The organism is Mycobacterium sp. ACS1612, from assembly GCF_001667505.1.
Classification (GTDB): Bacteria; Actinomycetota; Actinomycetes; order Mycobacteriales; family Mycobacteriaceae; genus Mycobacterium.
The window spans coordinates 62,198-88,870 of sequence record NZ_LZHZ01000048.1 but is presented as its reverse complement, the minus strand read 5'-3'; the positions used below and the strand labels follow the sequence as shown (position 1 = coordinate 88,870).

General features: G+C 66.2%; 23 protein-coding genes. 11 read left to right on the top strand and 12 right to left on the bottom strand.

Features of this window, described 5'->3' with window-relative positions; translation table 11 throughout:
• The first annotated feature begins 8 nt into the window (after nt 1–8).
• Nucleotides 9–1,289 carry a condensation domain-containing protein gene (locus A5724_RS19040; RefSeq protein ID WP_067805338.1) on the top strand — a complete coding sequence of 427 codons (1,281 nt, stop codon included), beginning with the start codon at nt 9–11 and terminating at the stop codon, nt 1,287–1,289.
• 10 nt (nt 1,290–1,299) lie between these two features.
• Nucleotides 1,300–1,842 carry a hypothetical protein gene (locus A5724_RS34660; protein ID WP_232004897.1) on the top strand — a complete coding sequence of 181 codons (543 nt, stop codon included), beginning with the start codon at nt 1,300–1,302 and terminating at the stop codon, nt 1,840–1,842.
• Here the strand turns inward: A5724_RS34660 and A5724_RS35030 are convergent, their stop codons facing one another.
• Nucleotides 1,843–2,844, bottom strand: a complete 1,002-nt coding sequence (locus A5724_RS35030) for a hypothetical protein (protein WP_197518721.1) — start codon at nt 2,842–2,844, stop codon at nt 1,843–1,845.
• A 62-nt stretch (nt 2,845–2,906) separates the two neighbouring features.
• Nucleotides 2,907–4,079 (bottom strand): acyl-CoA dehydrogenase family protein, encoded by a 1,173-nt coding sequence (locus A5724_RS19025; RefSeq protein ID WP_067805647.1) that lies wholly within the window; start codon nt 4,077–4,079, stop codon nt 2,907–2,909.
• Between the two features lie 52 nt (nt 4,080–4,131).
• On the opposite strand from A5724_RS19025, the gene A5724_RS19020 reads away from it, so the two are divergent.
• Complete coding sequence (locus A5724_RS19020; protein WP_067805332.1) at nt 4,132–5,334, top strand: FAD-binding oxidoreductase; 1,203 nt, start codon at nt 4,132–4,134, stop codon at nt 5,332–5,334.
• On the opposite strand, the gene A5724_RS19015 is transcribed toward A5724_RS19020, so the two are convergent.
• The 4 genes from A5724_RS19015 to xylA all read right to left on the bottom strand — a co-directional run bounded on the left by A5724_RS19015 (nt 5,331) and on the right by xylA (nt 9,788).
• Nucleotides 5,331–6,596, bottom strand: coding sequence for a sugar ABC transporter permease (locus A5724_RS19015; RefSeq protein ID WP_067805329.1), 1,266 nt, complete (start codon nt 6,594–6,596; stop codon nt 5,331–5,333). The two genes, A5724_RS19020 and A5724_RS19015, sit on opposite strands and share 4 nt — an antisense overlap.
• 10 nt (nt 6,597–6,606) lie before the next feature.
• Nucleotides 6,607–7,383 carry an ATP-binding cassette domain-containing protein gene (locus tag A5724_RS19010; RefSeq protein WP_067805326.1) on the bottom strand — a complete coding sequence of 259 codons (777 nt, stop codon included), beginning with the start codon at nt 7,381–7,383 and terminating at the stop codon, nt 6,607–6,609.
• 5 nt (nt 7,384–7,388) lie between these two features.
• The gene (locus A5724_RS19005) at nt 7,389–8,474 is read right to left on the bottom strand and encodes a sugar ABC transporter substrate-binding protein (protein WP_067805644.1); all 1,086 of its coding nucleotides are present in this window, start codon (nt 8,472–8,474) and stop codon (nt 7,389–7,391) included.
• 90 nt (nt 8,475–8,564) lie between these two features.
• The gene (gene xylA, locus A5724_RS19000) at nt 8,565–9,788 is read right to left on the bottom strand and encodes a xylose isomerase (protein ID WP_067805322.1); all 1,224 of its coding nucleotides are present in this window, start codon (nt 9,786–9,788) and stop codon (nt 8,565–8,567) included.
• 78 nt (nt 9,789–9,866) lie between these two features.
• Here xylA and A5724_RS18995 point away from each other — a divergent pair, with 78 nt between their 5' ends.
• Nucleotides 9,867–10,961: an ROK family transcriptional regulator gene (locus tag A5724_RS18995; protein ID WP_067805641.1), complete on the top strand. Its 1,095-nt coding sequence runs from the start codon at nt 9,867–9,869 to the stop codon at nt 10,959–10,961.
• An 8-nt stretch (nt 10,962–10,969) separates the two neighbouring features.
• Here the strand turns inward: A5724_RS18995 and A5724_RS18990 are convergent, their stop codons facing one another.
• The 4 genes from A5724_RS18990 to A5724_RS18975 form a co-directional block, all read right to left on the bottom strand.
• Nucleotides 10,970–11,308 carry a hypothetical protein gene (locus A5724_RS18990; RefSeq protein ID WP_067805319.1) on the bottom strand — a complete coding sequence of 113 codons (339 nt, stop codon included), beginning with the start codon at nt 11,306–11,308 and terminating at the stop codon, nt 10,970–10,972.
• A 157-nt stretch (nt 11,309–11,465) separates the two neighbouring features.
• Nucleotides 11,466–12,749, bottom strand: a complete 1,284-nt coding sequence (locus A5724_RS18985) for an acyl-CoA dehydrogenase family protein (RefSeq protein ID WP_067805316.1) — start codon at nt 12,747–12,749, stop codon at nt 11,466–11,468.
• Between the two features lie 2 nt (nt 12,750–12,751).
• Entirely contained in the window at nt 12,752–14,767 is a 2,016-nt protein-coding gene (locus tag A5724_RS18980; protein ID WP_067805638.1) for an acetate--CoA ligase family protein, read from the bottom strand.
• Nucleotides 14,764–16,383 (bottom strand): NAD(P)/FAD-dependent oxidoreductase, encoded by a 1,620-nt coding sequence (locus A5724_RS18975; RefSeq protein WP_232004895.1) that lies wholly within the window; start codon nt 16,381–16,383, stop codon nt 14,764–14,766. The genes A5724_RS18980 and A5724_RS18975 overlap by 4 nt, the downstream gene beginning before the upstream one ends.
• 93 nt (nt 16,384–16,476) lie before the next feature.
• Between A5724_RS18975 and A5724_RS18970 the strand changes: the two genes are divergently transcribed.
• The gene (locus tag A5724_RS18970; RefSeq protein ID WP_067805314.1) at nt 16,477–17,127 is read left to right on the top strand and encodes a TetR/AcrR family transcriptional regulator; all 651 of its coding nucleotides are present in this window, start codon (nt 16,477–16,479) and stop codon (nt 17,125–17,127) included.
• On the opposite strand, the gene A5724_RS18965 is transcribed toward A5724_RS18970, so the two are convergent.
• Both A5724_RS18965 and A5724_RS18960 read right to left on the bottom strand, forming a co-directional pair.
• Complete coding sequence (locus A5724_RS18965) at nt 17,114–18,298, bottom strand: ABC transporter ATP-binding protein (RefSeq protein ID WP_067805311.1); 1,185 nt, start codon at nt 18,296–18,298, stop codon at nt 17,114–17,116. The two genes, A5724_RS18970 and A5724_RS18965, sit on opposite strands and share 14 nt — an antisense overlap.
• Nucleotides 18,299–18,314: 16 nt before the next feature.
• Nucleotides 18,315–19,691, bottom strand: a complete 1,377-nt coding sequence (locus A5724_RS18960) for an aspartate aminotransferase family protein (RefSeq protein ID WP_067805308.1) — start codon at nt 19,689–19,691, stop codon at nt 18,315–18,317.
• Nucleotides 19,692–19,784: 93 nt separating this feature from the next.
• On the opposite strand from A5724_RS18960, the gene A5724_RS18955 reads away from it, so the two are divergent.
• From A5724_RS18955 to A5724_RS18930, 6 genes are all read left to right on the top strand, one after another.
• Nucleotides 19,785–21,014, top strand: a complete 1,230-nt coding sequence (locus tag A5724_RS18955) for a spermidine/putrescine ABC transporter substrate-binding protein (RefSeq protein ID WP_067805305.1) — start codon at nt 19,785–19,787, stop codon at nt 21,012–21,014.
• Between the two features lie 42 nt (nt 21,015–21,056).
• The gene (locus A5724_RS18950) at nt 21,057–21,998 is read left to right on the top strand and encodes an ABC transporter permease (protein WP_067805302.1); all 942 of its coding nucleotides are present in this window, start codon (nt 21,057–21,059) and stop codon (nt 21,996–21,998) included.
• A complete protein-coding gene (locus A5724_RS18945; protein WP_067805300.1) occupies nt 21,995–22,873 on the top strand; it encodes an ABC transporter permease in 879 nt (292 codons plus the stop codon). The genes A5724_RS18950 and A5724_RS18945 overlap by 4 nt, the downstream gene beginning before the upstream one ends.
• 61 nt (nt 22,874–22,934) lie before the next feature.
• Nucleotides 22,935–23,522 (top strand): (2Fe-2S)-binding protein, encoded by a 588-nt coding sequence (locus tag A5724_RS18940; RefSeq protein ID WP_067805298.1) that lies wholly within the window; start codon nt 22,935–22,937, stop codon nt 23,520–23,522.
• A 6-nt stretch (nt 23,523–23,528) separates the two neighbouring features.
• Nucleotides 23,529–24,506, top strand: a complete 978-nt coding sequence (locus A5724_RS18935; RefSeq protein WP_067805296.1) for a xanthine dehydrogenase family protein subunit M — start codon at nt 23,529–23,531, stop codon at nt 24,504–24,506.
• Nucleotides 24,503–26,668 carry a xanthine dehydrogenase family protein molybdopterin-binding subunit gene (locus A5724_RS18930; protein WP_067805293.1) on the top strand — a complete coding sequence of 722 codons (2,166 nt, stop codon included), beginning with the start codon at nt 24,503–24,505 and terminating at the stop codon, nt 26,666–26,668. Before A5724_RS18935 ends, A5724_RS18930 begins: the two co-directional genes overlap by 4 nt.
• Nucleotides 26,669–26,673 lie beyond the last annotated feature (5 nt).

The following is a 26,673-nucleotide window of genomic DNA, read 5'->3' as shown; positions in this document are numbered from 1 at the left end:
AGGTTTCGATGTCGGCCCCGGCACGTACCCACCAGTCCACAGATGGCCAAACGACAGCCCGACTCGTTCGGTCCGTCGATGCGCTTGAACGACTCTTCTATCGCTACGCGGAACGCAATCCGGCGCACTTCTGCCAAACCGCCGAATTCGAAGTGAGGTTCACCGGGACAGAAGTACGCGCGGCGCTGTCGGCGGTTCAGGAGCGTCATCCCTTACTGTCGGTACACGTCGAGGACCGCCCAGGGTCGCGGCTTGGGTTCTATCGCGCTGAGACCGTTGCCCCGATCGACCTGACGATTCACGAAAGTGACCGGCCGTGGCAGTCTTTCGCCGCCGCCGAATTGGCCCGCCCGTTTGACCGGTCGACAGCACCGCTGATGCGCGCCGTTCTGGTCAACAACCAGACCGGTTCCACGATTCTGCTGACGTTTGACCACACCGCGGCCGACGGCATTTCGTCTGTCACGGTGATGCGCGACCTCGTCAACGCGCTCAACGGACAAGCGTCAACGCGCCGAGACCTGCCGCCATCGATGGAAGAGATGGTCGCCCGCGCGGTCCAACGCACCGAAACCCCGACGGCCGATGCCAGTCCCGATCCTCGGATGTCCAAGCCCGCTTCGATCAGGCCCTTCGACGGAACGCACCCCGATGTGCGCACCGTGACGTTGGATACCACGCAGACCGCCCGTCTGGTCCAGCGATGCCGCGCCGAGCAGACCACCGTGCATGCCGCTTTGATAGCCGCCGCTTCACGCGTGCACGCGACGATGGTCGGTAAGGAGTTCGTACGCACACTGAGTCCGATCAACGTGCGACCGCTGGTCGGCGGCGTGGGGGATTGCGCCGATTACTTCGTATGCACGGTCACCGGGATGACACCATGGGACGGCACCGCATTCTGGGACCAGGCCAGGGCCATGACCGGCGAGCTCACGATCGCCAGATCGGAGTCCGGTATTGCGGCGGTTTCTGCGACCATCGAGCAGGCAATGCCCGTCGACGCCGAAAGTGCCGCAGCAGAACACCTCTTCACCAAGGCGTTTCCGTACGATCTGTTGATCACCAACCTAGGCGTGCAAGATCTCGACGTCCGCGGCTCCATCACGCCGACGACTCTTTGGGGTCCTATCCTGCAATCTCAGATCGATGACCATGTCATCGGTGTTACCACCTACGGTGGACGGATGCGGATGGTCGCGACCGGGTACACGCCGAGCGCAATGTTCATCGAAACGGTCAAACAGACGCTGCTTTACTCGATTCAGCCAGCCACCGCGCCGTCCTAACCTGGAGGCCATGAGCACATACGGCCAACCAGTGCAGCCGGGCAGACCCGGGATTGCCGGAACCATTCCAGCGGTGTTGGCCATCCTCATCGCCGTCGCCGCGTTGATCGTCGCGATCGTCGCCCTGAACAGGGAACCGCCGCCACCTCCGCCTGCACCCGCGGCATCTCCAACGCAGCAAGCGCCGAATCCCGATGCTGATCGCAAGCTGTGCGAGGCCATCGCCCCGCTGATGAAGGAGAACGATGACCGCAGTAACGCGTTTCTTGCGACGGGCCAGCCCGGGTCACCGGAGCAGGATGCGGCGCTGCCGAAATTCGTTACTGATACCCAGGATTGGGCGCGGCGCACGCAGCAGGCGCTGGATGCGAATGCCAATCCGCCGCGGCTGTTGACGCGGTCGCTGCAACGCTACGTCGACGATATGCAGTTGTTCGTGGCCAGCGTCCGGCCCGGCCCTGGCACGAAGTACGACGAGGCCGCGTGGACCGACAGCATCGTCGCCTACGGTGGGCCGTTGGCGATCTGCCAGGCGCTCGGCGTCCAGTGGTGACTACTGACCAGGCAACGGCACCCAGACCCCGAATTCCCAGAAGCCCCACTGCTGGAAATACGGATCCCACACCGGGATCACGGTGATGCCCCAATAGTCGAATGGTGCCGGGGCGGGACCCCACGGCGGCGGGATCCAGCCTGCCCAATTCGGCGGCGGCGGCGGACCCCAGCCCCACGGCGCGGGTCCCAGACCCAACGGTGCGACGCCACCGTGCCACGGCGGCGGGCCGAGTCGCAGTCGCAGGCCACGCCAGTCGGCGCTGAAGTCGAGGAGGGGGCCCACCCGGAAATCGACGCGCAGATCCCTCGGAGAGACCCGCCAGTGGAAGCCGGCGCGGAAATCGCCGGGCACCCGCCCCGGCCACCGCCAGCGGAAGTTCGGACCGAGGTCGACGTGCGGTCGGGCCAGCCACGGCCAGCCGGCCTTCCAATCGCCCCGCAAGTGTCCGGCGGGACCACCTGGCCAGCGCACGTTGGGGGTCAGGCGGCCCAGACCGGGCACGTGCACCCGGAAATCTGGCCGCAGGTTCTTCGGAACACGAAGGGCGTCAGGGACTTCGACGTTCACCGCACCGCGTGGGCCGCCCACTGTGAACGCATGCCGGACGTCGGCGGGGCCGGGCAGCTTCGGCCCCTTCGGACCACCGCCACCACCGAAGTCGGGCAGCTTCGGCCCCTTCGGACCACCGCCACCACCGAGGCCGGGCAGCTTGGGCGCCTTCGGACCACCGCCACCACCGAAGTCGGGCAGTTTGGGCGCCTTCGGACCACCGCCACCACCGAGGCCGGGCAGCTTGGGCGCCTTCGGACCACCGCCACCACCGAGGCCCGGCAGCTTGGGCGGTTTGGGTGGTCCCTGACACGGGAGGAAAGGCGGGCAGGGCGACGCGGCCGCGATACCGACGCCCATCCCGGTAGCCGACTGGCCGATGGGTAAACCTGCCGATACGGCGAGAACCGCGGCGACGGTGGCTACAGCAACTTGTGGCTTCGTCAACATGGTGTGCCCGGTCCGATGCGATCTTTCGCTTGTCACCCCGACCTGCGTCAAGGCTACTCGCGTCAAGCGTCGAGCAGCGCCCCCGGCCCCCGATTCATCAGCTGACGGCCGACGATGATCCGCTGGATCTCGCTCGCACCCTCCCAGATTCGCTCCACCCGCAGTTCGCGGAACATCCGCTCGGCGACGTTCTCACGCATGTAGCCGCGGCCGCCGAAGATCTGCACGGCGCGGTCGGCCACCCGGCCCGCCATCTCCGAGCAGTACAGCTTCGCCATCGACGCCTGACCGTGCACCGTCTTACGATTGTGGCCCGCGTCGATCGACCGCGCCACCTCGTAGAGCATCGTCCTGGCGGCGAACAATTCGGTCGCGCTGTCGGCCAGCATGCCCGCGACCAACTGGTGTTCACCCAGCGGCCGCCCGGCGACGACTCGCGTCTGCGCGAACGCGGTGGCCTCGTCGAGCAGACGTTGCGCGGCACCAACGCATCTCGCGGCAACCATCGTCCGCTCGAACCGGAACCAGTCCTGGGTGAAGGTCATCGGATCACCCTCGGCACCGATGCGGTTGGCTGCGGGGACGCGGACGTCGTTGAACGCCACGATCGGGTGCTCGTCGGCGATGTTGTGTGAATACTGCGGTGTGCGAACCACTTCCACCCCAGGCCAGGGCAGGTCGACCACGAGCAGCACGTGATCGCCACCGTCGAGCACCGCCTCGACGAAGACGTAATCGGCCAGGTTGAACGACGTGACATGCCACTTGACACCGTTGACCACGTACTCGTCGCCAGCCGGCGAGGAGACGCGTCGCGCGGTCGCCTGCAGCGCGGATACATCGGAACCGGCGAATTCCTCGGTGATCGCATATGCCTCGTGCTTCTCACCCCGCACCGACGGCAGCAACCACCGCTCCCGCTGATAATCGGTCGCCACCTCCACCCACCACTGCGGCGGGGTGGCCATCACCCAGCCGAGGCCGTTGGTCACCCGCCCGCACTGCTCCTGCACGAGCACCTGTTGCAGGGCGGTGCAACCAGGACCGCCGACCGAAGTCGGCATATTTGTTGCGTACAAGCCCAATTCGATGGCGCGGGCCTGATGTTCGGCTGTCAACTCCTTGGGCAGGGTGCCGCCTGCGAGTTCGGCCTCCACCTCGTGCGGCATCAGCGTCTCGACGAAGTCGCGCGCCGCGTTCCGGATCCGGAGGTCGTCATCGGTCAGCCCATACATCCGCGCCTCCACCTCTTGACTGAGCGTTCAGTCTATGCCAGCGTTTCGTGGTATGACCAGCTCCCGCAGCGCCGATGTCGTAGTGGTGGGCGGCGGAACGGTCGGCGCGTGGACGGCCGTACTGCTCGCCGAGAGCGGCGTCAAAAGAGTCGTCCTGCTAGAGAAAGCGACGCTGGGTGACGGCGCGAGCAGCCGGGCCGCGGGCATGGTCCGCGCGCAGGGCGGCACCGAGACCGCGATCAAGCTCGGCCTTCGAAGCCAGGAGTTCTACGCCGCCAGCGGTGACCGCTTCCCGCTGGACTGCGGCTTCGTGCCGCAGGGCTACCTGATGCCGTGTTTCACCGACGCGGAGGTCGCACAAGCCCATGACCGCATCGCGCTGCAGCAGCGACTCGGCCTCACCGTGCAGTGGCTGTCCAGCGCCGAAATCGACGACCGAAACACCGGTCTGGCGCCGGGTGTCACGTTGGGCGCGTCTTACGCGCCCGGCGACGGGTACATCGACGCGCCGCGCAACGTGCTGGCCTACACCGCGGCGCTGACCGCACATCGCGTCGACGTCCGGGAACGGTGCAGGTTCACCGGGCTGCGGACCGCAGGCAGTCGGGTGGTCGGCGTCGACACCTCCGACGGGCCCATCGACACCGACCGCGTGGTGCTCACCGGCGGGCCCAAGCTCGCCGATGTCGGCGCGGCGGCGGGAGCGCGGGTGCCCGCCGGTGGCACCCGCCACCAGGTGGTGGTCACCGCGCCCGTGTCCGCATTCGACGTGCACGACGTGCCGATGGTCTTCGACATCACCTCCGGAATCTATTGGCGGCCAGGCGAAGCCGGCGGCCTGCTGTGGGGAATGAGCAATCCCGACGAGCCGCCCGGCGTGGCCGCCGACTTCGACGAGGTGTACTACCGCAAGGCGCGTGACCGCATCGAGGAATTGCTGCCCGGCATCAAGGGTCTGGGCCTTCGGCGCATGTGGGCGGCCACCATCGACTACACCCCCGACCATCTGCCGATCCTAGGCCCGCTGCTGACCGACGACGGTCCCGTCGACGGCACCGTGGTGGCCAGTCCAGCCGGTCACGGCATGATGTGGGGTCCGGCCGTCGCACAGGTGGCTGCCGACCTCACCACCACCGGCGAGTGCACATGGCTCGATCTCACCGACCTCGGACTCGACCGCTTCGACGCAGAAGGCAACAGTCGCGTTGCGCCCGAACCGATTTCACTGCCGTTCCCAGAGAAAGCCGCACACTAGGAGAGGCCGGTCGCCGATCGGCGTCGGCGGGAAATCGCGTCCACACTCGCCGCGAGCAGCAGCACCCCGCCGGTGACGAGGAAGTTGATGTAGGACGCCTGATTCAGCAGTCCCAGCCCGTTGGCGATCGTGGCCACCACCACCCCGCCGACCACTGCATCGATGGCGCGGCCCTTCCCGCCGAACAGGCTGGTGCCGCCGATCACCGCCGCCCCGACGGCGTACAACAGCACGTTGCCGCCACCCGACGATGCTGACACCTTGCCGCCGTAGGACGCCGCGATGATGCCGCTGATCGCCGCCAGCGACGAGCACACCACGAAGACCGACATCCTGATGCGGGCGACTTTGATACCGGCTCGCCGCGCGGCCTCCGCGTTGCCGCCCACCGCGTAGATGTGCCGACCGTACGCGGTGCGGTTGAGGACCAGCGTCAAAACGATCAGCAACACCCCGACAAGCGGCAAAACGTAAGGAATGCCGCGGATCTCGATGTTCGGATTCACACTGCGGTTGAGGTTCAGCACGTAGGCCACACCCAGGGCTACCACCGCCACACCGACGATGCGCGCGATCACCACACCGAACGGCGGGTGCACCAACCCGCGGGCCACCTTGGTGCGATGCCGATACAACTCCAGACCCGTGAAACCCGCGACGATCAGCAGGGCGAACAACCACCCCGCCGTGACCGACATGTTGTCGATCGTGATGCCGCGAATCACGGGGTTGTCCACCCGGATAGATCCGCCCTCCCCGATGAGTTTCAACGTCACGCCCTGCAGCCCAAGGAAAAACGCTAGCGTCACAACGAACGACGGGATCCCCAACTTGGCACGCAGCACGCCGATCGCCAGGCCGATCAGCGCGCCGCACAGAATGCCCGCGAGGATCGCGGCCCACCAGGACCAGCCGTGGTTGACGATGGTCAACCCCATCACGCACGCCGAGACACCGCCGGCCACCCCGGCGGACAGATCGATGTCGCCGAGCAACAGCACGAACACCAATCCCATTGCCAGCACGCAGATCGAACCGGCCTGGGTGACGAGGTTGGCGAGGTTGAGCGCCGAGGTGAATCGCTCGTTGGCGAGCCCGAACACGATGAACAGCACGACGAGGCCGAGGATCGCGGGCAGCGAACCCATGTCGCCCCCTCGCACGCGCCGGAGATAACTGCGCACCGCATCCGCAAACGTCTCGTCGGTACGGGTGTCGCCTGCGAAGTCGGCGTCGGCGAGTTTCGCGTTCAGAGTTGTCATTTGGCGGTCCTCACATCGACTGTGCGGCCTCGACCTGCGCCAGGCCGAGGTCACCGGAGCGGCCTGCGGTGATCAATTCCACCACCTGGCTGTGGCTGACCTCGGCGGCTTTCACTTCAGCGGCCACCCGACCGAGGTACAGCGCGCATATCCGGTCGGCCACTTCGAACACGTCGTTCAGGTTGTGCGAGATGAACACCACGCCGACGCCCTGGTCGGCCAGTCTGCGGACCAGGTCGAGCACTTGCCGGGTCTGCGCAACGCCGAGCGCCGCGGTGGGCTCGTCGAGCAACACCACCTTGGCGTTCCACAGCACCGACTTCGCGATCGCCACCGTCTGCCGCTGTCCGCCGGACAAGCTGGACACCGGCTGGCGCACCGACTTCACCGTCCGCACGGACAGCGACGAAAGTGCTTCGCGGGCCAACGATTCCATTCTGGACTCGTCGAGCACTCCCCTTTGCTTGAGCTCGCGGCCCAGAAACATGTTGGAGACGATGTCGAGGTTGTCGCACAACGCCAGATCCTGATACACGACCTCGACACCCAGCGCCGACACGTCGTTCGGTCCGTGCACCGTGACCGGGTTGCCTTCGAACACGTAGGTCCCGGTGTCGAGGGGATGGATCCCCGCGATCGCCTTGACCAGAGTCGACTTGCCCGCGCCGTTGTCACCGACCAGCGCGGTGACCTCACCCGGATACACCTGGAAGTCCACGTCGTGCAACACGTGCACGACGCCGAAACTCTTGTTGACGCCGCGAAGTTCGAGAATCGGATCGGACACTGCTCTTACAATCCAGCGGCGCTGCACGCAGCGGCGAACTGGCCGGTGCAGACGTCTGCCTTGGTCTGGCCCCCGTCGTTGAACACCACGTCGACGGTGTCCTTGGTGATCGACTTCGGCGTCAACAGCACCGACGGCACGTCCCGGTTGCCCTTGTCGTCACGAGATGTGCTGTTGGTCTTGGGCTGTTCGCCTTTGGACAGGGCGATGGCCGCCGCTGCCAGAGCGGCCGCTTCCTCCTTGGCTGACTTGTAGACGGTCATGCACTGGTTGCCCGCGAGGATGTTCTGCAGGCCCTCGACCGTGGCGTCCTGCCCGGTTACCGGCACCTGTCCGGCCCGGCCATTCTTTTGCAGGATCGAGATCACCGATCCGGCCAACCCGTCATTGGCGGCGTAGACGCCGTCGACCTTGCCGTCCGCGGCGGTGTACATCTGCTCGAAGATCGTGACCGCCTTGTCGTTGTCCCAATCGGGCACCGCCTGCTCGCCAACGACGCGTACCGTCGGCACCTTGTCGACGACGCTGTGCGCACCGCCGGTGAACAGGGTGGCGTTGTTGTCAGTGGGAGAGCCGTTTAGAAACACCACATTTGACTGTTTGCCCGCGAGGCAGTCAACCAGTCCCTGGCCCTGCAGTTCACCGACCTTGGTGTTGTCGAAGGACACGTACACATCGGCGGATCCGCCCAGCGTCAGCCGGTCGTAGTCGATGGTCTTGACGCCTTGGCTGGCCGCCTTCTGCTGAATGGAAGCCCCGCTGTCAGAGTCAAGGTTGACGATTGCCAGCACCGTCACGCCGTCGGCGATCATGCCGTCGGCGATGGTCGCCATGTTGTCGGCGGAACCCTCGGCGTTCTGGATGGTGTAGGCCACGCCTGCCTTCTTGAACGCGGCCTCGAGTTCGGGGCGGTCCTTGGACTCCCAGCGCACGGAAGACTTGGTGTCGGGCAGGATCACGCCGATCTTCTGCGCCTTGGCACCGCCGCCGGCGCCGCCGGCGCCGCCACCGCCGCCGTTGTCACCGCACGCGGTGAGCGTCAGGCCCGCTCCGACGACGACGGCGAGCATCAGACCGCTGACTCGTTTCATGGAACCGCCTTCCATCCATCCACCGTTGTTTGTTGTTCGGGACAACTTATAGGGTGACATGCATCACGTCCACACTGTTGAGGTATCACGTCAGCGCGCGCCCATCAGGTGCTCGACGGCCAGTTGGTGCAGCCGGACGAAGCCGAAACCCTTGGCGCCGAAGTAGGACTCGGCGTCGAACTCCTCGTAGGCCGACCTGTCGGTGAGCAGTTCGCGATACGTTTCGCCCGCGGCCAGTGTTGGGGTGCGCAATTCGTCGACACGCGCCGCCTCCAGTGCTTCACCGACCTCCGGGTCGGCACGGAATGCAGCGGCCCGCTGCTTGAGCAACAGATACATTCGCATGTTCGCGGCGGCCGAATCCCACACCCCGGTGACGTCTTCGGTGCGGCTGGGCTTGTAGTCGAAATGCCTCGGGCCCGTGTAGCTCGGCCCGCCATCGGCGCCGCCGTTCTCCAACAGGTCGACGAGCGAGAAAGCGTTGACCAGATCGCCGTGACCGAACACCAGATCCTGGTCGAACTTGATTCCGCGCTGGCCATTGAGGTCGATGTGAAACAGCTTGCGACAGTACAGCGCCTGGCTGATGCCGTGCATGAAGTTGAGTCCGGACATCTGCTCGTGTCCGGTTTCGGGGTTGACGCCGACCATCTCGGGGTGGGCGAGCGTGTCGATGAAGGCCAGCGCGTGCCCGACGGTGGGAAGCAGGATGTCGCCACGGGGTTCGTTGGGTTTCGGTTCGATCGCGAACCGCAGCGGGTACTTCTGGTCGAGTACGTACTCGCACAACAGGTTCAGCGCTTCGGCGTAGCGTTCCAGTGCCGCCCGGACGTCCTTGGCGCTGTCGTACTCGCTACCCTCGCGGCCACCCCACATGACAAAGGTTTCCGCGCCGAGTTCAGCGGCAAGGTCGATGTTGCGCAGCGCCTTGCGCACCGCGAAGCGGCGAACGCCTCGATCATTGCTTGTGAAGGCGCCGTCTTTGAACACCGGATGGGTGAACAGATTGGTGGTCACCATGGGTACGGCCAAGCCGTTGGCGTGCAGGGCCGACGTCAGCCTGTCGATGGCGCGGCGGCGTTCGCCGTCGCTGCTGCCGAACGGGAACAGGTCGTCGTCATGGAAGGTCAGCCCGTACGCACCGAGTTCGGCGAGTCGCTCCACCGCCTCGACGGGGTCCAAGGCGGGCCGGGTGGCCACCCCGAACGGGTCGTTGGCGGTCCAGCCAATGGTCCACAGGCCGAACGAGAACTTGTCGGACGGCTTCGGGGCAAGATCCCCGCTGGCAGAGACGGTCGAGTCAAGGACGGACATAGCGCTCTCCTGACACTGGATTTGTTCTGAGTCCGAACATAAGATGTGCGCTGGGTCACTGTCAAGGGAGGTTCGGCGATGATCGGCACCAACACCGACGACGTCCGGCGCCGCAACTTGTCTGCTGTGCTGACCCTGGTCCATCGCAGCCGCGCGCTGACGCGGTCAGCGCTGACGCGCAGGACAGGTTTGGCGCGATCGACGGTCAAAGACCTCGTCGAGGAGTTGGTCTCAGGCGGCCTGGTGGAGGAAACTCAGGCCGCCCCCGCCAGTCAGGTCGGCAGGCCCAGCCCGATCGTGCGACCTCAGACCGACACACTGGCAATCGCGGTCAACCCCGAATCTGACGCTGTCACAATAGGTTTGATTGCGTTGGGTGGCACAGTACTCAGCGTTGACCGGTATCCCACCGATGGTATCCCCAGCGCAGACGACACGGTGGCCATCACCGCGAAGGCCGTCGACCGGATCCGGCGCAAGCTGGACGAGAAGCGACGTGTGACGGCGATCGGGGTTGCCGTCCCCGGCCTCGTCCACGCACCCGACTCCGTGGTGAGGCTGGCGCCGAACCTCGACTGGCACGATGTCGCGTTGGGCCGAATGCTGTGCGCAGCAGTCGAACTGCCGGTATTCGCGGCCAACGATGCCAACCTCGGCGCCGTCGCCGAACACATCTTCGGTGGACACCGCGACGCGCACCACATGATCTACGTCAACGGCGGCGCCAGCGGAATCGGTGCCGGATTCGTGGTGGCCGGTGAGCTGCTGGAGGGGGCGGCGGGGTATGCAGGCGAACTCGGCCACACCTACGTCGGCGGCGCGGCACCGTGTCATTGCGGACGAATCGGCTGCCTCGAAACCGAAGTGAGCCAGACGACCGCGAAAACCGTTGCCCATCAAGCGCAGTACCTCGGCATCGCGCTCGGTAACGCCATCAACCTGCTCAATCCCAATCTCGTCGTCCTCGGCGGGTTCCTCCGGGCGTTCCCGGAACAAGCCGCCGCGGCACTCGACACCGCGGTATCCCGCCACTCGATGCGTGTGCCGCACGAGCAGGTGCGCATCGTGGCCGCCAGCCTGGGCACGCTGACCCTGATGATCGGTGCCGCCGAGGCGGCGTTCGCGCCGCTGCTGGCCGACCCCGCCGCGCACTATTTCAGCGCCGCAGGCTGAGGCATCGATCAAGCCACGGCCCAACGAACTCCCGAGAAACCAGAGTCGCCAATGTCTACCGGCGGGACGCACACCACGGTCCAGCGATGACTGTTCGGGCAGTAGAACGAGTCGATGTTGGCCCACATCTTGACCGTGCGATTCACCCACATGTACATCCAGATGAAGCCCCACAATTCGCCGCATTCAGGGCACAGCCGGTCGTCGCCCTGCCCGTCGCCGAACCGCTTGTGGCCGCCGTCGGCAAACAGCGACCAGTTCGGGTCCTTCTTGAACATGTCGGACAGCGCATCGGCAATCGCTGGAACCGCCCACGTCTGCCCCTCGTCTGAGATGAGTTCGGTCATGCTTCCTCCAGATACGAAGAAGGCCCCCGGCCGGGATCGGCCGAGGGCACCAAAAAGGCCGCGAGGTCATCAACCTCACAGCCGAAGTGAGCGTATCAACCCGTGTCAAGGGCCGCGGCGTGTCGCGCAACTTTGCGTCCACTCGCCGGAGAAGAACTCAGCGCCTCTTGGCGAAGTACTTCTTGTACGCCTCGGCCGATGCGCGCAACTGCGGGTCCTCCTCGAACTTCTGCTCGAACTTCGCCCATGCCGCTTCACGTTTGGCGGGGATGTACTCCGACGGCCAGTACGGGTGCACCTGCGGTTGGTATTCCCGCAACACTCGACGCGCGACGGTGGCCTTGTGCACCTCGTCGGCGCCGTCGGCCAGACCCATCGTCGGCGCGCTGGCGTACATGGCCTGCAGCGGTGTCAGGTCGGTGGTGCCCAGCGAACCGAGGATGTGCAGCGCATTGAATGACACGTCTCGCAACACCTTCGCCATCGTGAATTTGACGGTCGCGATGTCGGTGCGGGCGTCCTTGGTGCTGGAATTGTCGATCTTCCAGGCGGTTTCGAGCACCAGCAGGCGCAGCATCCGGATCGCGGCGTAGCAGTCGGCGATCTTCTCCTGCACCATCTGGTGTTCGCCGATGATCTTGCCGTGCGATTCGCGAGACAGCGCCCGTTCGCACATCATGTCGAACGCCAGTTTGCACTGCGCGATGGTGCGCATCGCGTGGTGGATGCGGCCGCCGCCGAGTCGGCGCTGCGCCAACGTCTTCGCGCCGTCCTCCGGACCGAGGAGGTGATCGAGCGGCACCCGGACGTCGCGGTAGATGATGTGGTTGTGGTTGCGGGGCTCCGGTTGGATCTCCACCCCGGCGGTCTGGCGCGGCACCACGAACATGCCGTTGGTGCACATCACGAACAGGATGTCGGCAACGCGGCCGGCTGAGGTGAACCACTTCTCGCCGTTGATCACCCATTCGTCTCCGTCGCGCACGGCGTGGGTCTTGAACAGGTTGGGGTCGGACCCGCCCTGCGGTTCTGTCATCGAGTACGCCGAGAAGATGTCCTGATTGAGCAGCGGCACCAGCCAACGCTTCTTCTGCTCCTCGGTGCCGAACGCGGCCAACATCTCCATGTTGCCGGTGTCGGGGGCGGCCGCGCCGAACATCTGCGGCGCACCCGGGTAGCGCCCGATCACCTCGTTCAACAGCGCCAGCTTGAGCTGCCCGAAGCCGGGCCCGCCGAGATCCTTGTCGAGGAACAACGCCCACAGCCCCTGATCCTTGATCTGCTGTTGCAGGCCGCGGACGTAGGCCTTGACGTGGGGATCCGGCGAACGGACGGCGTACGGGAACACGTACTCGAGCGGTTCGACCTCTTCTCGGCAGAACTCCTCGACCCAGTCGAGCTTCTTCTGAAATTCCGGTTCGGTCGAGAAATCCCACGCCATCTCTAGGATTCTGCCGCACGGATCTGGACCAGGGCATCGACTGCGACAACACCGTGCTCAGAGGCGATCACCGGGTTGGCCTCCACGGCGTCCACGGCGTCGCCGCACTCGACGGCCATCTGCGAGAACGCCACGATCACGTCGGCCAGCGAAGCCACGTCGACGGCGGGGCCGCCGCGCCAACCGGCGAGCAGCGGCCGGATGCGCAGCCGATCCAGCAACGCCAGCGCGCCTGCGTGCGACACCGGTGGCAGCGCCACCACCCGATCGGCCAGCAATTCGACCAGCGTGCCTCCCGCCGCCACCACGAGCAGCGGCCCGAACACGTCGTCGCGCACGAACCCCACCGACACCTCGACTCCGTTGGTGATCATGGGCTGCACCGTCACGACGGGTCCGAGGGATCGCGTCATCGCGGCATACGCAGCGACCAGTTGCTCACCGTCAGCGAGGTCGAGGGCCACGCCTGCCACATCGCTTTTATGCTGCGTCCCAGCGGTTTTCAACACCACAGGGTAGCCGATCGCCTCTGCCGCCGCCGTCACCGCGTCGATCGAGTCGGCGGTGCGCGTCTCGACCACCGGCGCCCCGTACGCCGCCAGCAGTTCAAACGGGTCGTCGGGCAAGGGTCGTGGCCGCGGCGCGCGGTCTGCCTGCCAGTCGAGCGACAGCGGCCAGCGCACCAGATGCCCGAGAGCCGACAGGCCGCTGCGGAAGCCTTCCAGCACCGCAATCCCGTTGCCGCGCAATAGTTGTGCGGTCAGAGCATCGATGGCCGACGGCACCGACGCCAGCACCGCCAGTGGTTCATCGGTCGCCTTCGCGACGTCGAGGACCGCGTCGGCGTAGGACGTGTCGCCATCGTATTCGGTGACGAGGTCGACGGCCAGCGCGGTGGCGCCCACCCCCGGGTCGGCGGCCATCGCGCGCAGACACGAGCCGAACAGGTCGCAGGTGTCCGCGCCAGTACCCCAGACATCGAGCGGATTGGTCGCGGCGAGGCCGTCGTCGAGTAGCGCACCCAGTGTCGCCACGGTGTCGTCGGCCAGATCCGCGAACGGCACCCCCAGCTCGTCGGCCAGGTCGGCCACCAGCGCCCGTTCGGCCCCGGAGTCGTGCACGGTCGCGATCCCGCCGCCGCGCGCCCGCCGGCCCGCCGAGAACAGTTCCAGGGTGTCGGTGAACTCCGCCATATCGCTGACGTGCACGGCGCCGGTGACAGCGCAGAACGCCTGCCACGCCGCGTGTTCGCCTGCCAGCGCGCCCGAATGCGCGGCCACCATCGCCCGGCCCGGCGGCGATCCGCCGACAGTGAGAATCACCACCGGCACCTCTTGCTCGGCGGCGCGCAGCAAGACCCGCCGCAGCCGCGCCACGGACCGTGGCGTCTCCATCAGCAAGGCAACTAGTTTCGTCTCAGGGTCGTCGAGCGCATAGTCGACGTAGTCGGCGGTGTCGGTCACGAGCTCCTGCCCGGACGACACCGCCAGCCGGAAGCCGAATCCGCGTCGCGCGCGCAGCAGCGTCGAGAACGCCGACCCTGAGTGGGTCACCAGCGCAATTCCACCGGCCGGCACCGGATCTGGCTCCAGATAGCCCAGGGCGCGTACTCCGTTGACATTGTTGACAAAACCCATGCAGCCCGCGCCGCACAGCGCCATGTCCGCGGCGATGGCGATCGCCGCGATCTTCTCGCGCAACCCGTGTGCGGATCCGAACAGCACCGCCGACCGCGCACGGGTGGCCGCCGCGACCTCCAACTGCTCGACCAGCGCCGAGTCGGGCACCCCCAGCAGCACCACATCGACCGGTTCGTCGAGGTCGGCCAGCGAAGGGACGCAGGGCAGCTCACCGATGCTGTCGTAGCGGGGATTCACCAAATGCACACGTGCTGAGCCGCGTTGGGCCTCGAAAACCATCCGCGCGCCGAAGCTGTCCTCGCGCGCGCTTGCGCCCACCACCGCAATGGACCGCGCGCCGAGCATCGAGGCGACTGCCGCCCGGCGCTGTCGGGTCATCGGCGCCAGCGCCGCTTCTTGTCGGCGAGCGCCGCGCGCGCCGCCTGCCATCCCGGGATGCCGCACACCCCGCCACCGGCATGGGTACCCGAACTTCCGTTGTACAGCCCGGCAATCGGTGTCCGGTAGTCGGCGTAACCTGGGGCGGGCCGCATGTGGAACAGCTGCTCCAGCGACAACTCGCCGTGGAAGATGTTGCCGCCGATAAGCCCGTACTCCTGTTCCATCTCGTATGGTCCGACGATGTCGCGGTGCAGGATGGACGATTTGAAGCCGGGTGCGACCTGATCGTAGAGATCGATTAGACGATCGGCGTAGGCGTCCAACTCCTCGGTGTGCGGCGCCTGGCTCCACTCGGCGGGCACCCACTGGGTGAACAGCGACATGATGTGTGTGCCATCGGGATTCAGGGTCTTGTCCAGCGTGGTCGGGATGACGCCGTCGCTGAACGGCATCAGCGCGGGCCTGCCAGCGCGCGCGTCCTGGAACGCCGCCTCGATGAACTCCATCGTCGGCGCCATCTCCACCGACCCGGTGTGGTGTTCGGCCAGCCCGTCGCTGGGGTCGGCGGTGAAGTTCGGCAGCTCGCCGAGCGCCAGGTTGATCTTCACGACGCCACTGCGTGTCTTCCAGTGCTCGATGTCGGCGACGAAGTCCTCGGGCAGCTCGGCGCGTGGAATATGGGCCAGGAAAGCAATTTTCGGGTGCAGCGTGGTGATTACCAGCGGTGCGTGGAACTCGTCACCGTTGTCGAGCACCGCACCACGCACCCGGCCGTCGCGGACCAGAAGCCGTGCGACGCGTGCGTCGGTGCGGATCTCGGCGCCGAACCCGCGGGCCGCCTTGGCGATCGCCGCGGAGACCGCACCCATGCCGCCTTCCGGGTAGCCCCAGCTGCCGAGTTGGCCGTCGCCGACGTCGCCGATCGAGTGGTGCGCCATCACATAAGCGGTGCCGGGCTCAAAGGGCCCTGCCCATGTTCCGATCACACCGTTGACCGCCAGCGCACCCTTGATCTGCGGTGACTCAAACCAGTCGTCAAGGAGGTCGGCGATGCTCATGGTGAACAACCGCGTGACGTCGGCGGTGGTGCGTACGGTGATACCGCGCTGGCTCCATGCGAACTTGGCCAGGTCCAGCAGGTCTGCAGGCCGATGTGAGCCGATGTTGGGTGGCACCAGGGTCAGCAGGGGGCCCATCACGTCGGCGATGCCCTCGAGCCAGGCGTTCCACTTCGGCCACGCCTCGGCGTCCTTCTTGGACCACCTGGCCAGTTGCTCGTGGGTGCGCGACGGGTCGTCCTCGTAGATCGTCAGCGAACCGCCCTCGGGGAACGCCTGGTAGTAGGGACCCATCGGGTGCACCTTGTAGCCGTGCCAGGGCAGGTCGAGATCGCGCACGATGGTCGGCGGCATCAGGCTCATCACGTAGGACAGTCGCGTCACTCGCAGCTGCGGCGCGTCCTCCCATGGTGATTCCGTGGTGGCGGCCCCGCCCAGGGTGCTGCGTCCCTCGAGCACCAATGTCCCAGCGCCCGAACGGGCGAGGTACGCCGCAGATACCAGGCCGTTGTGGCCGCCGCCGATGACGAGGGCGTCGTAATTGTTCGATATCACAGGTTCCGCTTCCGTCCTGACTGACTGTTCAATCTAACGAAGTGTTACGCTACAGACAAGACCAGCGCTGTACAGGAGGGAACCGACGACGCCATGGCCGATCCAGCTCCTGCCACCGAGCAGAACGAGGCTCGCCGCATCGAAATGCTCCGTGCCGCAGCAGAGCTGATCTGTGAGCGTGGTTTCGGAGACACCCGCATCGCCGATGTCGCCAAGCGCGCAGGTGTCAGCTCTGCGCTTGTCATCTACTACTTCGGCACTCGTGACCGTCTGCTCGTCGACGCGCTGCGGTATTCGGAGGAATCGTTCTACGAGGCGGCCGAGCAGATGCTGGCGGAGGTGCCGTCGTTGCGGGAGCGACTGTCGCTGCTGATCCAGTGGACCTGTGTGCCGGAAGGCTCAGACGAGATCCCCGGCGCGTGGGGTTTGTGGTTCGATCTGTGGGCGCAGGCGTTTCGGCACGACGAGATCAAGGCGGGCCGGGCGGAACTCGACGCTCGCTGGCGCACCATGATCGTCGACGCGCTGGGCTCCTCGGGGCTGAGCGCCAAGGACAAGCGGATGTTCGCGATGGAGTTCTCGGCGCTACTCGACGGGCTGTCCATCCAGGTGGCCCTCGAGGACCCGGAGGTCGACTCCGATCTGGCCTATGACATCGCGATGCGATTCGCCGAACGGGAACTGGATCTGCCGCCGGCCAAGAAGAGGGTGAACGGCAAGGCGAAAGCCGCTAAGAGGGGCTGAGCGCGCCGACCTGGTCGGCAACGGGATCGGTCACCGCAACCGCGGCGCTGCGGTGCAGTATCCGCACCGCGTCGTGCGTGCACACACAGTTGACGGTGGCGCCGGGTTCGTGTGTCACCGAGGCGGGACCCGCGTGGTTGGCCACCTCGACCATCAGCGGGGCGGCCGCTCCGACGTCGACGTGCACCTGCGTGCAATTGCCCTGATACACGACTTCGGCCACAACACCGCCAATCACGTTGCGCCCCCGCCCTATTGGCTCACCGGGTTCCTGCAGCGCGATGCGTTCCGGTCGGATGACGATCGCGGCCGCGCCCAGTGCGGTCGACGCGTCGACCGCCGCCGCCAGTCGGGCGTTCAACGCCGCGCACACCGCGGTGCCGTCGCCGGTTTCGAGCACGTCGGCGTCGAATATGTTTGCCGCACCCATGAATCCGGCGACGAACGTGGTGGCGGGAGCGGAGTAGATGACCTGCGGAGGACCGACCTGTTCAACGCGGCCCTCGGCGAGCACGGCGATCTGGTCGCTCATCGTCATCGCTTCTTCCTGATCGTGGGTCACGTAGACGAACGTGATCCCGACCTCGCGCTGCACAGCGCGCAGTTCCAGCTGAAGTTGTTTGCGTAACTTCGCGTCCAGCGCGCCGAGCGGCTCGTCGAGCAGCAGCACCTTGGGCCGCAGGACCAGTGCGCGTGCCAGCGCGACCCGCTGCTGCTGGCCGCCGGACAGTTGTGCGGGACGGCGTTTGGCGAAGTCGGTCATCCGGACCAGATCCAGCGCCTCACCGACGCGGCGCTTGGTCTGGTCACGCGACGCCTTTTGATACTTCAGCCCGAACGCGACGTTGTCCCACACCGTCATGAACGGGAACAGCGCGTAGGTCTGGAAGACCGTGTTGACAGGGCGCTTGTGCGGCGGATCGTTCGCGACGTCGCGGCCGTCGAGTTCGATGCGGCCGGAGTCCGGCTTCTCGAAGCCCGCGATCATCCGCAGCGTCGTGGTCTTGCCGCACCCGGACGGCCCGAGCAGCGAGTAGAACTGTCCGCCTGGAATATCGAGGTCGATACCGGTCACGGCGGGGACCCCGTCGAACGACTTGGCCAGCTGCTGCAGCCGGATCGCGCCGCCCGATCTATTCCCCGGGTCGCTTCGCTCCTGCCCGCCGGTCACCGGCGCATGGTCCTGTTCAGTTCGCCACCGCCTGCCCGAACCGATCGAAGTTCGCGGCGAATCTGTCGACATCGTCCTCGTCGTGCTGAACCGACAACAGCCATTGCTCCACCTTCCCCCACGGCGGGAGAAACACACCGCCATTGTGCTGCATCAGCCAGTGCAAGTGGCCGAGTCTGGCGTCGATCTCGAGGAAGTCGCGAAACTCCCGCACCCGTTCGCGGCGGAACGTCACGCATCCCTTGGCGCCGACGGTCACCACATGCCAGTCGAAGCCGTGCTGCGTGATCACCGATTCCAGGGACACCCGCAGCCGGTCGGCGAGGCGATCCAGGTGTGCGTATGCGTCAGGTGTGAGCACGTCGGTGAGGGTGGCGCGGGTGGCCGCCATCGCCAGCGGGTTGCCGTTGAACGTGCCGACCTGTTCGTAGCGGCCGTCGGCGATCGCCGACATCACGGCGGCCGTCCCGCCGATCGCCGCCACTGCGATGCCGCCACCCAGCGCCTTTGCCAGGCAGACCATGTCGGGCACGACGCCGGTCAGCCCGGTGACGCCGCCTGGGCCGGTGGTGAACCCGGTCTTCACCTCGTCGAAGATCAGCAGCGCACCGTCGGCGTGCACGAGGTCGCGGATGGCCGCGAGGTATCCGTCGTCGGGCGGGATGATGCCCGCGTTCATCATCACCGGTTCCAGGATCATGGCGGCCACCCGGCCGCGATGCTCGCCCAGCGCCCTGGCCACGGCCTCCGCGTCATTGAACGGCACCACAATCACCAAATCACTTATGGCGGAGGCGATTCCGGAGTTACCGGGCACACCGATCGGATGGTCGCGGGGCCCTATCTCGTCGGCCTCCGGGAGCACGGACACCTGCACCGAGTCGTGGTGACCGTGATAGCAGCCCTCGACCTTGATGATCAGATCGCGCCCGGTCAGCGCGCGGGCCAGATGGACTGCGTCCATGGTGGCTTCGGTCCCGGAGTTGGCGAACCGCCACAGCGGAAGCCCGAACCGGCGGGCCAGTTCGCTCGCGTTCCAGATCGCGTCTTCGGTCGGCTGCGCGAAATGCGTGCCGCGACGAACCCGGTCACTGACCGCATACACGATGGCCGGATGGGCATGGCCGGCAATGGAAGCGCCGTAGCCGCCGTGCATGTCGACATATTGGGTGCCGTCCACGTCGTAGACCTTGGAGCCTGCGCCGTGGCTCATCCACACCGCCTGCGGTTCGGCGATCTGCCAGTTGGACGTCGCGCCACCCGCCAGATGTTCGCGGGCTTGCGCGATGAGCGCGGTGCTGCGTGGCTGTCGGCGCAGAAACACCTGTTCCTCGGCGGCGATCAGCTGTTTGATGATGTCGGTTTCCTGGCCTTGAACCACCGACGAAGACACGGTCAAACCTCGATTCCGGGGCGGTTGACTGAGCATTCAGTCTATGCTTGAGTCCTACCAGCGACGAGGCGTGAAAGCAACGGGGAGGCCGCAATGCCCGAGCCCACCAGTCGGCGACAATTCCTGGCGCGCGCCGCAATCCTCGCCGCGAGCGCACCGACTCTGGCTGCGTTCCTGCAAGCCTGTTCGAAGAACGCGTCGTCCTCCTCACCGCCCACCATGACGCTGGCGGCGCCCGACAAACCGGTCACGTGGCCGATCCCCGACGACAACAAGCCGATCGCCGACGGCCTCGCTCCCGAGAAGGGCGCGACGCTGAAGATCTACAACTATGCCGACTACCTCAGCCCGCAGGCGATCAAGGCGTTCGAGGATCAGTACCAGACCAAGATCGAGGTCTCCACCTTCAACGACGGCGACGAAGCGATCACCAAACTGCGCAGCGGCGTCGACTTCGACATCTACAACGCCAACTACACCGAGATCAGCCGACTGGTCAACGGCGGGCTGCTGCGCCCGCTCAACCACTCTTACCTCCCCAACATCAAGAACGTGTGGCCCAGCTTCACCAACCCGTGGTACGACCAGGAGTGGCGCTACACGGTGCCCTACACCATCTACACCACGGGTATCGGCTGGCGCACCGATCAGGTGCCCGCCGACATCGGCGCGCTGAAGAATCCCTACGACGCGTTCTGGGATCCGCAGTACAAGGGCAAGACCGCGGTGCTCGACGACTGGCACACCACCATGGCGATGGTGCTTCTGCGGCAAGGGATCACGGATATCAACACTTCGTCGGAGGCCGACCTCAAGATGGTCGGCGAGCAGCTCCAGTCGCTGGCGAAGGCGACCTCACCGAAGGTGACCATCACCGGGTACAGCGAGCTGCCCGCCGGGCAGTTGGGGCTCGCGCAGATGTGGTCGGGCGACATCATCAACGCGCAGTCGTATCTGCCCGAGGGCACCGGCCCGGAGATCCTTCGCTACTGGTTCCCCGCCGACGGCAAGGGCATGGTCGACAACGACATGCTCGTCACGCTCAAGGGCGGCAAGAATCCGGTGCTCGCGCACCTGTTCATCAATCACATGCTCGAACCCGAGGTGGCCAAGGAGAACTTTTCCGCGATCGGTTACCAGCCGCCGCAGAATTCGCTGACTCCGGATTCCCTTGTGCACGAAGAGTTCATCCCGGAGAACCTGCGCAGCGCGATCGTCAGGCCGGAGTACTTCGACACCGGTTACCGGCTGCTGGAGCTCGACCCGGCCAACGACGCCGCGTGGCACAACGTCTGGCAGACCTTCAAGGCCGGCGGGTCATAGAGGTCCGGCGGGCAGCAGCGAAGCGACCGGGGGTTGAACACAGTGGCGGTTCCGGTAATCGCGGCGCCACCGCAGCGGACCACTCCGCGCCGCGAACGCGTCAGAGGTCTGTGGCCGGTGCTGGCCGCGCCCGGAATCATCTGGCTGCTGCTGTGTTTCATCTTCCCGCTATACGTGGTGCTGTGCATCGTGTTCGGTCAGGTCGACCCGCTGTTCCGCACACCCGTCCCGGTGTGGAATCCGTTGCAGTGGCATCCAGCACAGTTCACCTTTGTGCTGACCCACATCGTCGGCGTCGACGGCATCTTCGGCGCCGCGCTGTTGCGCACCGCGGTGTTCGTGGTCACCGCCAGCTGCCTGTGTCTGCTCATCGCGTTCCCGGTGGCCTATTACGTGGCCCGGCTGTCGGGCAGGCGCAAAGGGCTGCTGCTGGCGCTGCTGATCGCACCGTTCTGGATCAGCTACATGATGCGAATGTTCGCGTGGGTCAACCTTCTTCAGAACGACGGCATCGTGAACAAGGTGCTGTCCTTCGGTGGACTGTTCGACGTCGGCGTGAACTGGTTGACCGGCCAGCCGGTGGTGGTGATCCTCGGCCTGGTGTACGGATACGTGCCCTACATGATCCTTCCGCTCTACGCCGGACTCGATCGGCTGCCTCAGCCGGTACTCGAGGCGTCGCGTGACCTTGGCGCAGACCGGTTTTCGTCGTTCTGGCGCGTGACGCTGCCGTTGTGCAGGCCGACGATCCTGGCCGCAGTGCTATTGACCTGCCTGCCAATGCTCGGCGACTACTTCACCAGCGACATGCTGTCGGCCTCCCCCAAGACGGCGATGGTGGGCAATCTGATCAACGACAGCGTGCAAGCGCCAGGGCGGACCGGCCAAGCGGGTGCGTTCGTGATGCTGGTGTTCCTGGTGGCGCTGCTGCCGATGCTCTACTACCTGCGGGTGACGTCGCGCCGTGACGAGGTGGCGTCGTGAAATCACCTCATGCGTGGTGGAACGATCCGTGGCGGCCGCCGCGTTTTCTGGTCGCCATCACCGTCGGCTACCTGGTGTGGTCGCTGCTGCCGGTGGCCGTCGCAGTGCTGTATTCGTTCAACAACGGCCGATCCCGCACGACGTGGCAGGGCTTCTCGCTCCGGTGGTACTGGGGCGACCAAACATTGTCCGTCTGGCACAACGACGCGTTGCACACCGCGCTGCTGCAGACGCTCAAACTGGGTGTGGTCACCACGCTGATCACCGTCCCACTTGGGGTGCTGTTCGCGATCGGCATCGACCGCTGGCGCGGCAGGCTGCCCGCCGGGGCTAACTTCCTGATGCTGATCTCGTTCGTGTTGCCTGAGGTGCTGCTGGCCGTCGCGCTGCTGTTCGTGATCACCACGATCGCGCTGCCGATCGAGTTGGGCACCACCGCGCAGGTGATCGGGCTGGTTACCTTCCAGGTGTCCTACCCCGCGGTGCTGGTGCGGGCACGGTTGGCGACCATCGGCCCGCAATACGAGGAAGCGGCAATGGATCTCGGGGCTTCGCCCATCGGTGCGCTGCGACGGATCATCCTGCCGATGCTGATGCCTGCGATCTTCGCCAGCACCGTGCTGGTGTTCGCCGACGTCATCGACGACTTCGTGCTGGTGCGTTACCTGTCCGGCGACGCGGCCACCGAACCGGTGTCGGTGAAGATCTACAACACCGCCCGCGGCGCGCCGACGCCTGCACTCAACGCGCTGGCGTCCCTGCTGCTGCTGGCCGCGCTGACGGCGGTGGTGATCGGGTTCCTGGTGTACCGGTACCTGACCCGTGGCGACACCACCGAGGACCGTGGGATCGGAGCGTTCGCGGGCGAAGCATGAGACCAGCGCACATATGTGTTTGGTATGCGTTTTGGCTGACTCACAGCATGCCTGCATAACGTTGGACGACGTGGTTGAACTCAACCGGAGAACGTTTGTCGGAGCATCGATAGCGGTCGGCGGCGTGGTGGCGACGGCCCCGTTGCTAGCGGGCTGCGGTGAAGACGAACAGGCAAACACCGCCACGACGACGAAGGTGCGGTTACGCATCAACGGCGAAGACCGCGAGATCGAGGTGGACAACCGTTCGTCGCTGCTCGACACGTTGCGGGAGCGCGCGAACCTGCCCGGCACCAAGAAAGGCTGCGATCAGGGCGCCTGCGGTGCATGCACGATTCACGTCAACGGGCAGCGCGTCGTCTCCTGCCTGACACTCGCGGTGATGCACGACGGGGCGGAGATCACCACGATCGAGGGCCTGGAACGCAACGGCAGGCTGCACCCCCTGCAGCAGGCGTTCATCGACGAAGACGCGTTCCAGTGCGGCTACTGCACGTCCGGGCAGATCATGTCCGGCATCGGCTGTATCAAGGAGGGGCACACCGGATCCCCCGCCGAGATCCGCGAATGGATGAGCGGCAACATCTGCCGGTGCGGCGCCTACACCAACATCGTCACCGCGGTCGCCAACGCGGCCCGCGACGCGTAGCCGGCCGTGTTCCCGTTCAGCTTCACCAAGGCCGCCGACGAATCGGCCGCGTTGGCGGCGGCCAGGCGCGGCGCCCGCTACATCGCGGGCGGCACCACACTGATCGACTTGATGCGCGAGACCGTCGAGCGGCCAGACGCCGTCGTCGACATCAACGCGCTGCCCTACCGCGACATCGACCTGCAACCCACCACTCTGCGCATCGGCTCGCTGGTCCGGATGTCCGAGTTGGCCGCCCATCGGAGTGTGCGCCAGCAGTTCCCGGTCATCGCGCAGGCGCTGGAATTGTCCGCGTCCGCGCAGATACGCAACATGGCGTCGATCGGCGGCAACCTCATGCAGCGCCCACGTTGCCTGTACTTCCGCGACGTCACGGCCGCGTGTAACCGGCGAACGCCGGGAGCGGGGTGCGCGGCGATCGACGGCCGCAACCGCACCCACGCCATCCTCGGCACCAGCGACGCATGTGTCGCCACCCATCCGTCTGATCTCGCGGTCGCGCTGACCGCGCTCGACGCCGCGGTGATCACCCGGGACAGCAACGGGGAGAAGCGAATTCCCGTCGCCGAGTTCTTCCGGATGCCAGGCCGTACACCGGAGAGGGAACGCAGCATGGGCGCGGGTGCGCTGATCACCGGCGTCGAGGTGCCCGTGGTTCCCGAGGCCAAGCGGTCGGGCTATCTGAAGGTTCGCGACCGCGAGTCGTTCGAGTTCGCGCTGGCGTCGGCAGCGGTCGGCCTCGACATCGCCTCCGGCACGGTCCGCGCGGCGCGCGTCGCCGTCGGAGGCGTCGGGACGGTTCCGTGGCGGTTACCCGCGGTCGAACAGGCGCTGGTCGGCCGTGCGCCGAGTGTCGACCTGTGGCGTGACGCGGCTTCGCACGCCGCCGATGGCGCTAAACCCTTGTCGGAAAATGGGTTCAAAGTGGAATTGGTGAAACGGACGGTCGAGCGTCAGTTGGCGACAGTGGCGGCGTTGCCGTGACGCAGCCACTGCCCGCCGCCGTCGTCTCGGGGCAACCGGTGACGCGGGTGGACGGCAGGCTCAAAGTCACCGGCAAGGCGTCCTACGCCGCCGATCACCCGGCGCCCAACCTGGTGTACGCGGCGCTGGTGTGCAGCACCGTGGCGCGCGGCAGTGTGGATCACATCGATCCCACCGCCGCGGTGCGCGACGGTGACGTGCTGCGCGTGCTCACCGACTTCGGCGGGGTCAAGCTGCCCTACGACATCCGTCAGGTGTCCTGCTTCGGCCAACCCGTCGCGGTCGTGGTCGCCAAGACGCTCGAGGCGGCCATGCACGGCGCGTCCCTTGTCGACGTGAAGTACCGGCCAGGCCCGCAGCTTACGAACATCGATGCGCCGCAGGCGGAACAGAGGCCAGGCACCAGGACGCGCGACTATGCGCGCGGCGACGCCGACAATGTGTTGCACGGCGCGGCGGTGCTCAGCGATCTGCGTTATTCGATCATGCGCAACAACCACAATCCGATGGAGATCCCGGCGACCGTGGCCAGTTGGGACGGCGACCGGCTCACGGTGTGGGACAAGGTGCAGAGCATCAGCGGGGCGCAGAGCACCTATGCGGGCGCGTTCGGTGTGCCGACGGATCATGTGCGGGTGATCTCCCCGTTCGTCGGCGGCGCATTCGGCAGTGCGGGCACGACCTGGCCGCATCAACTGCTGGCGGCGTTCGCGGCCAGGCAGATGCGGCGGCCGGTGAAGTTGATGCTGACGCGCAAGCAGTACTACAGCGGCGTCGGCTATCGGCCGACCAGCCGTCAGCGGATGGCCATCGGCGCTGACAGAACCGGTCGGATCACCGCCATCGTGCACGAGGCGCACACCGAGACGTCGCGGTACAACGCCTACGAGGACAACGCGATGACGGGTGCCCGGTTCATGTACGGCTCACCCAATATGCGCTCGACATACCGGGTGGTGCCGTTGGACATCAACCCGGGAACGTTCATGCGCGGCCCCGGTGCGACCACCGGCGCCTTCGCGCTGGAGTCGGCGATGGACGACCTGGCCCACCGGTTGGGGATGGACCCGATCGAGCTGCGCCTACGCAACGAGCCCGACCGGGACCTTTCGGAGAATCTGCCGTTCTCCACTCGACGGGTCACCGACTGTTTGCGGCGCGGCGCCGACACGTTCGGCTGGTCGCGCCGCAATCCCACGCCGCGTGCGGTGCGCGACGGCAGCCAGTTGATCGGCATCGGAGTGGCCGCGGCGGTGTACCACACCGCGCGCAGCCAGTGCGCGGCCGTGGCCAGGATCAACGCCGACGGCACAGCTGAAGTCAAATGCGGCACAAGCGATATGGGTCCTGGCACCTACACGTCGATGACGCAGGTGGCCGCGGATGCGCTCGGGCTGCCGTTGAGCCGGGTGCGATTCGCGCTCGGCGACAGCAACTTTCCGCCAGCACCGTCACATTCGGGTTCGCGCACCATGGTGAGCGTCGGGTCGGCGGTGTTCACGGTCGCCAATATGCTGCGCGACCGCTTCGTGCGCACCGCGGTCGTCGACCCCGGCTCACCGCTGAACGGGCTGCGGCCCGAGGACGTCTCAGTGGCCGACGGACGGATGTTCCACACAGGTGAGCAGACCCGCGGCGAGAGCTACCCGGATCTGCTGCGTCGGCGCGGCTGGAAAACCCTTGACACACAGCAGACCTGGTCACCGGACGACGCGGATTCCCGCTATTCGATGTCGGCATACGGCGCGGTGTTCGCCGAGGTCGCCGTTGACGAGGCGCTCGGCACGGTGCGGATACGGCGCATCTACGCGTGTTATGACGCGGGTCGGATCATCAACCCGAAGCTGGCGCACAGCCAGGCGATCGGCGGGATGGTCGGCGGCATCGGAATGGCGCTGCTGGAGGGTACGCAGTTGGACTACCGCGACGGGCGCATCGTCAACGCGAACATGTCGGACTACCTGGTTCCGGTCAACGCCGACGTGCCGGTGCTCGACGCCGACTACCTGCCCGCCGAGGACATGCTCGCCGACCCGCTCGGGGTCAAGGGGCTCGGCGAGCTCGTCATCGTCGGGGTGCCTGCGGCGATCGCCAACGCGGTGTTCAACGCGACGGGCAGGCGTGTCACCGACCTGCCGATCACCCTGGACAAGCTGCTCTAGTCTTT

Coding starts and splice junctions, on each gene's coding strand:
- A5724_RS19040 (WP_067805338.1), top strand. CDS start 9: ATGTCGGCCCCGGCACGTACCCACCAGTCCACAGATGGCCAAACGACA.
- A5724_RS34660 (WP_232004897.1), top strand. CDS start 1,300: ATGAGCACATACGGCCAACCAGTGCAGCCGGGCAGACCCGGGATTGCC.
- A5724_RS35030 (WP_197518721.1), bottom strand. CDS start 2,844: ATGTTGACGAAGCCACAAGTTGCTGTAGCCACCGTCGCCGCGGTTCTC.
- A5724_RS19025 (WP_067805647.1), bottom strand. CDS start 4,079: ATGTATGGGCTGACCGATGACGACCTCCGGATCCGGAACGCGGCGCGC.
- A5724_RS19020 (WP_067805332.1), top strand. CDS start 4,132: ATGACCAGCTCCCGCAGCGCCGATGTCGTAGTGGTGGGCGGCGGAACG.
- A5724_RS19015 (WP_067805329.1), bottom strand. CDS start 6,596: ATGACAACTCTGAACGCGAAACTCGCCGACGCCGACTTCGCAGGCGAC.
- A5724_RS19005 (WP_067805644.1), bottom strand. CDS start 8,474: ATGAAACGAGTCAGCGGTCTGATGCTCGCCGTCGTCGTCGGAGCGGGC.
- xylA (WP_067805322.1), bottom strand. CDS start 9,788: ATGTCCGTCCTTGACTCGACCGTCTCTGCCAGCGGGGATCTTGCCCCG.
- A5724_RS18995 (WP_067805641.1), top strand. CDS start 9,867: ATGATCGGCACCAACACCGACGACGTCCGGCGCCGCAACTTGTCTGCT.
- A5724_RS18990 (WP_067805319.1), bottom strand. CDS start 11,308: ATGACCGAACTCATCTCAGACGAGGGGCAGACGTGGGCGGTTCCAGCG.
- A5724_RS18985 (WP_067805316.1), bottom strand. CDS start 12,749: ATGGCGTGGGATTTCTCGACCGAACCGGAATTTCAGAAGAAGCTCGAC.
- A5724_RS18980 (WP_067805638.1), bottom strand. CDS start 14,767: ATGACCCGACAGCGCCGGGCGGCAGTCGCCTCGATGCTCGGCGCGCGG.
- A5724_RS18970 (WP_067805314.1), top strand. CDS start 16,477: ATGGCCGATCCAGCTCCTGCCACCGAGCAGAACGAGGCTCGCCGCATC.
- A5724_RS18955 (WP_067805305.1), top strand. CDS start 19,785: ATGCCCGAGCCCACCAGTCGGCGACAATTCCTGGCGCGCGCCGCAATC.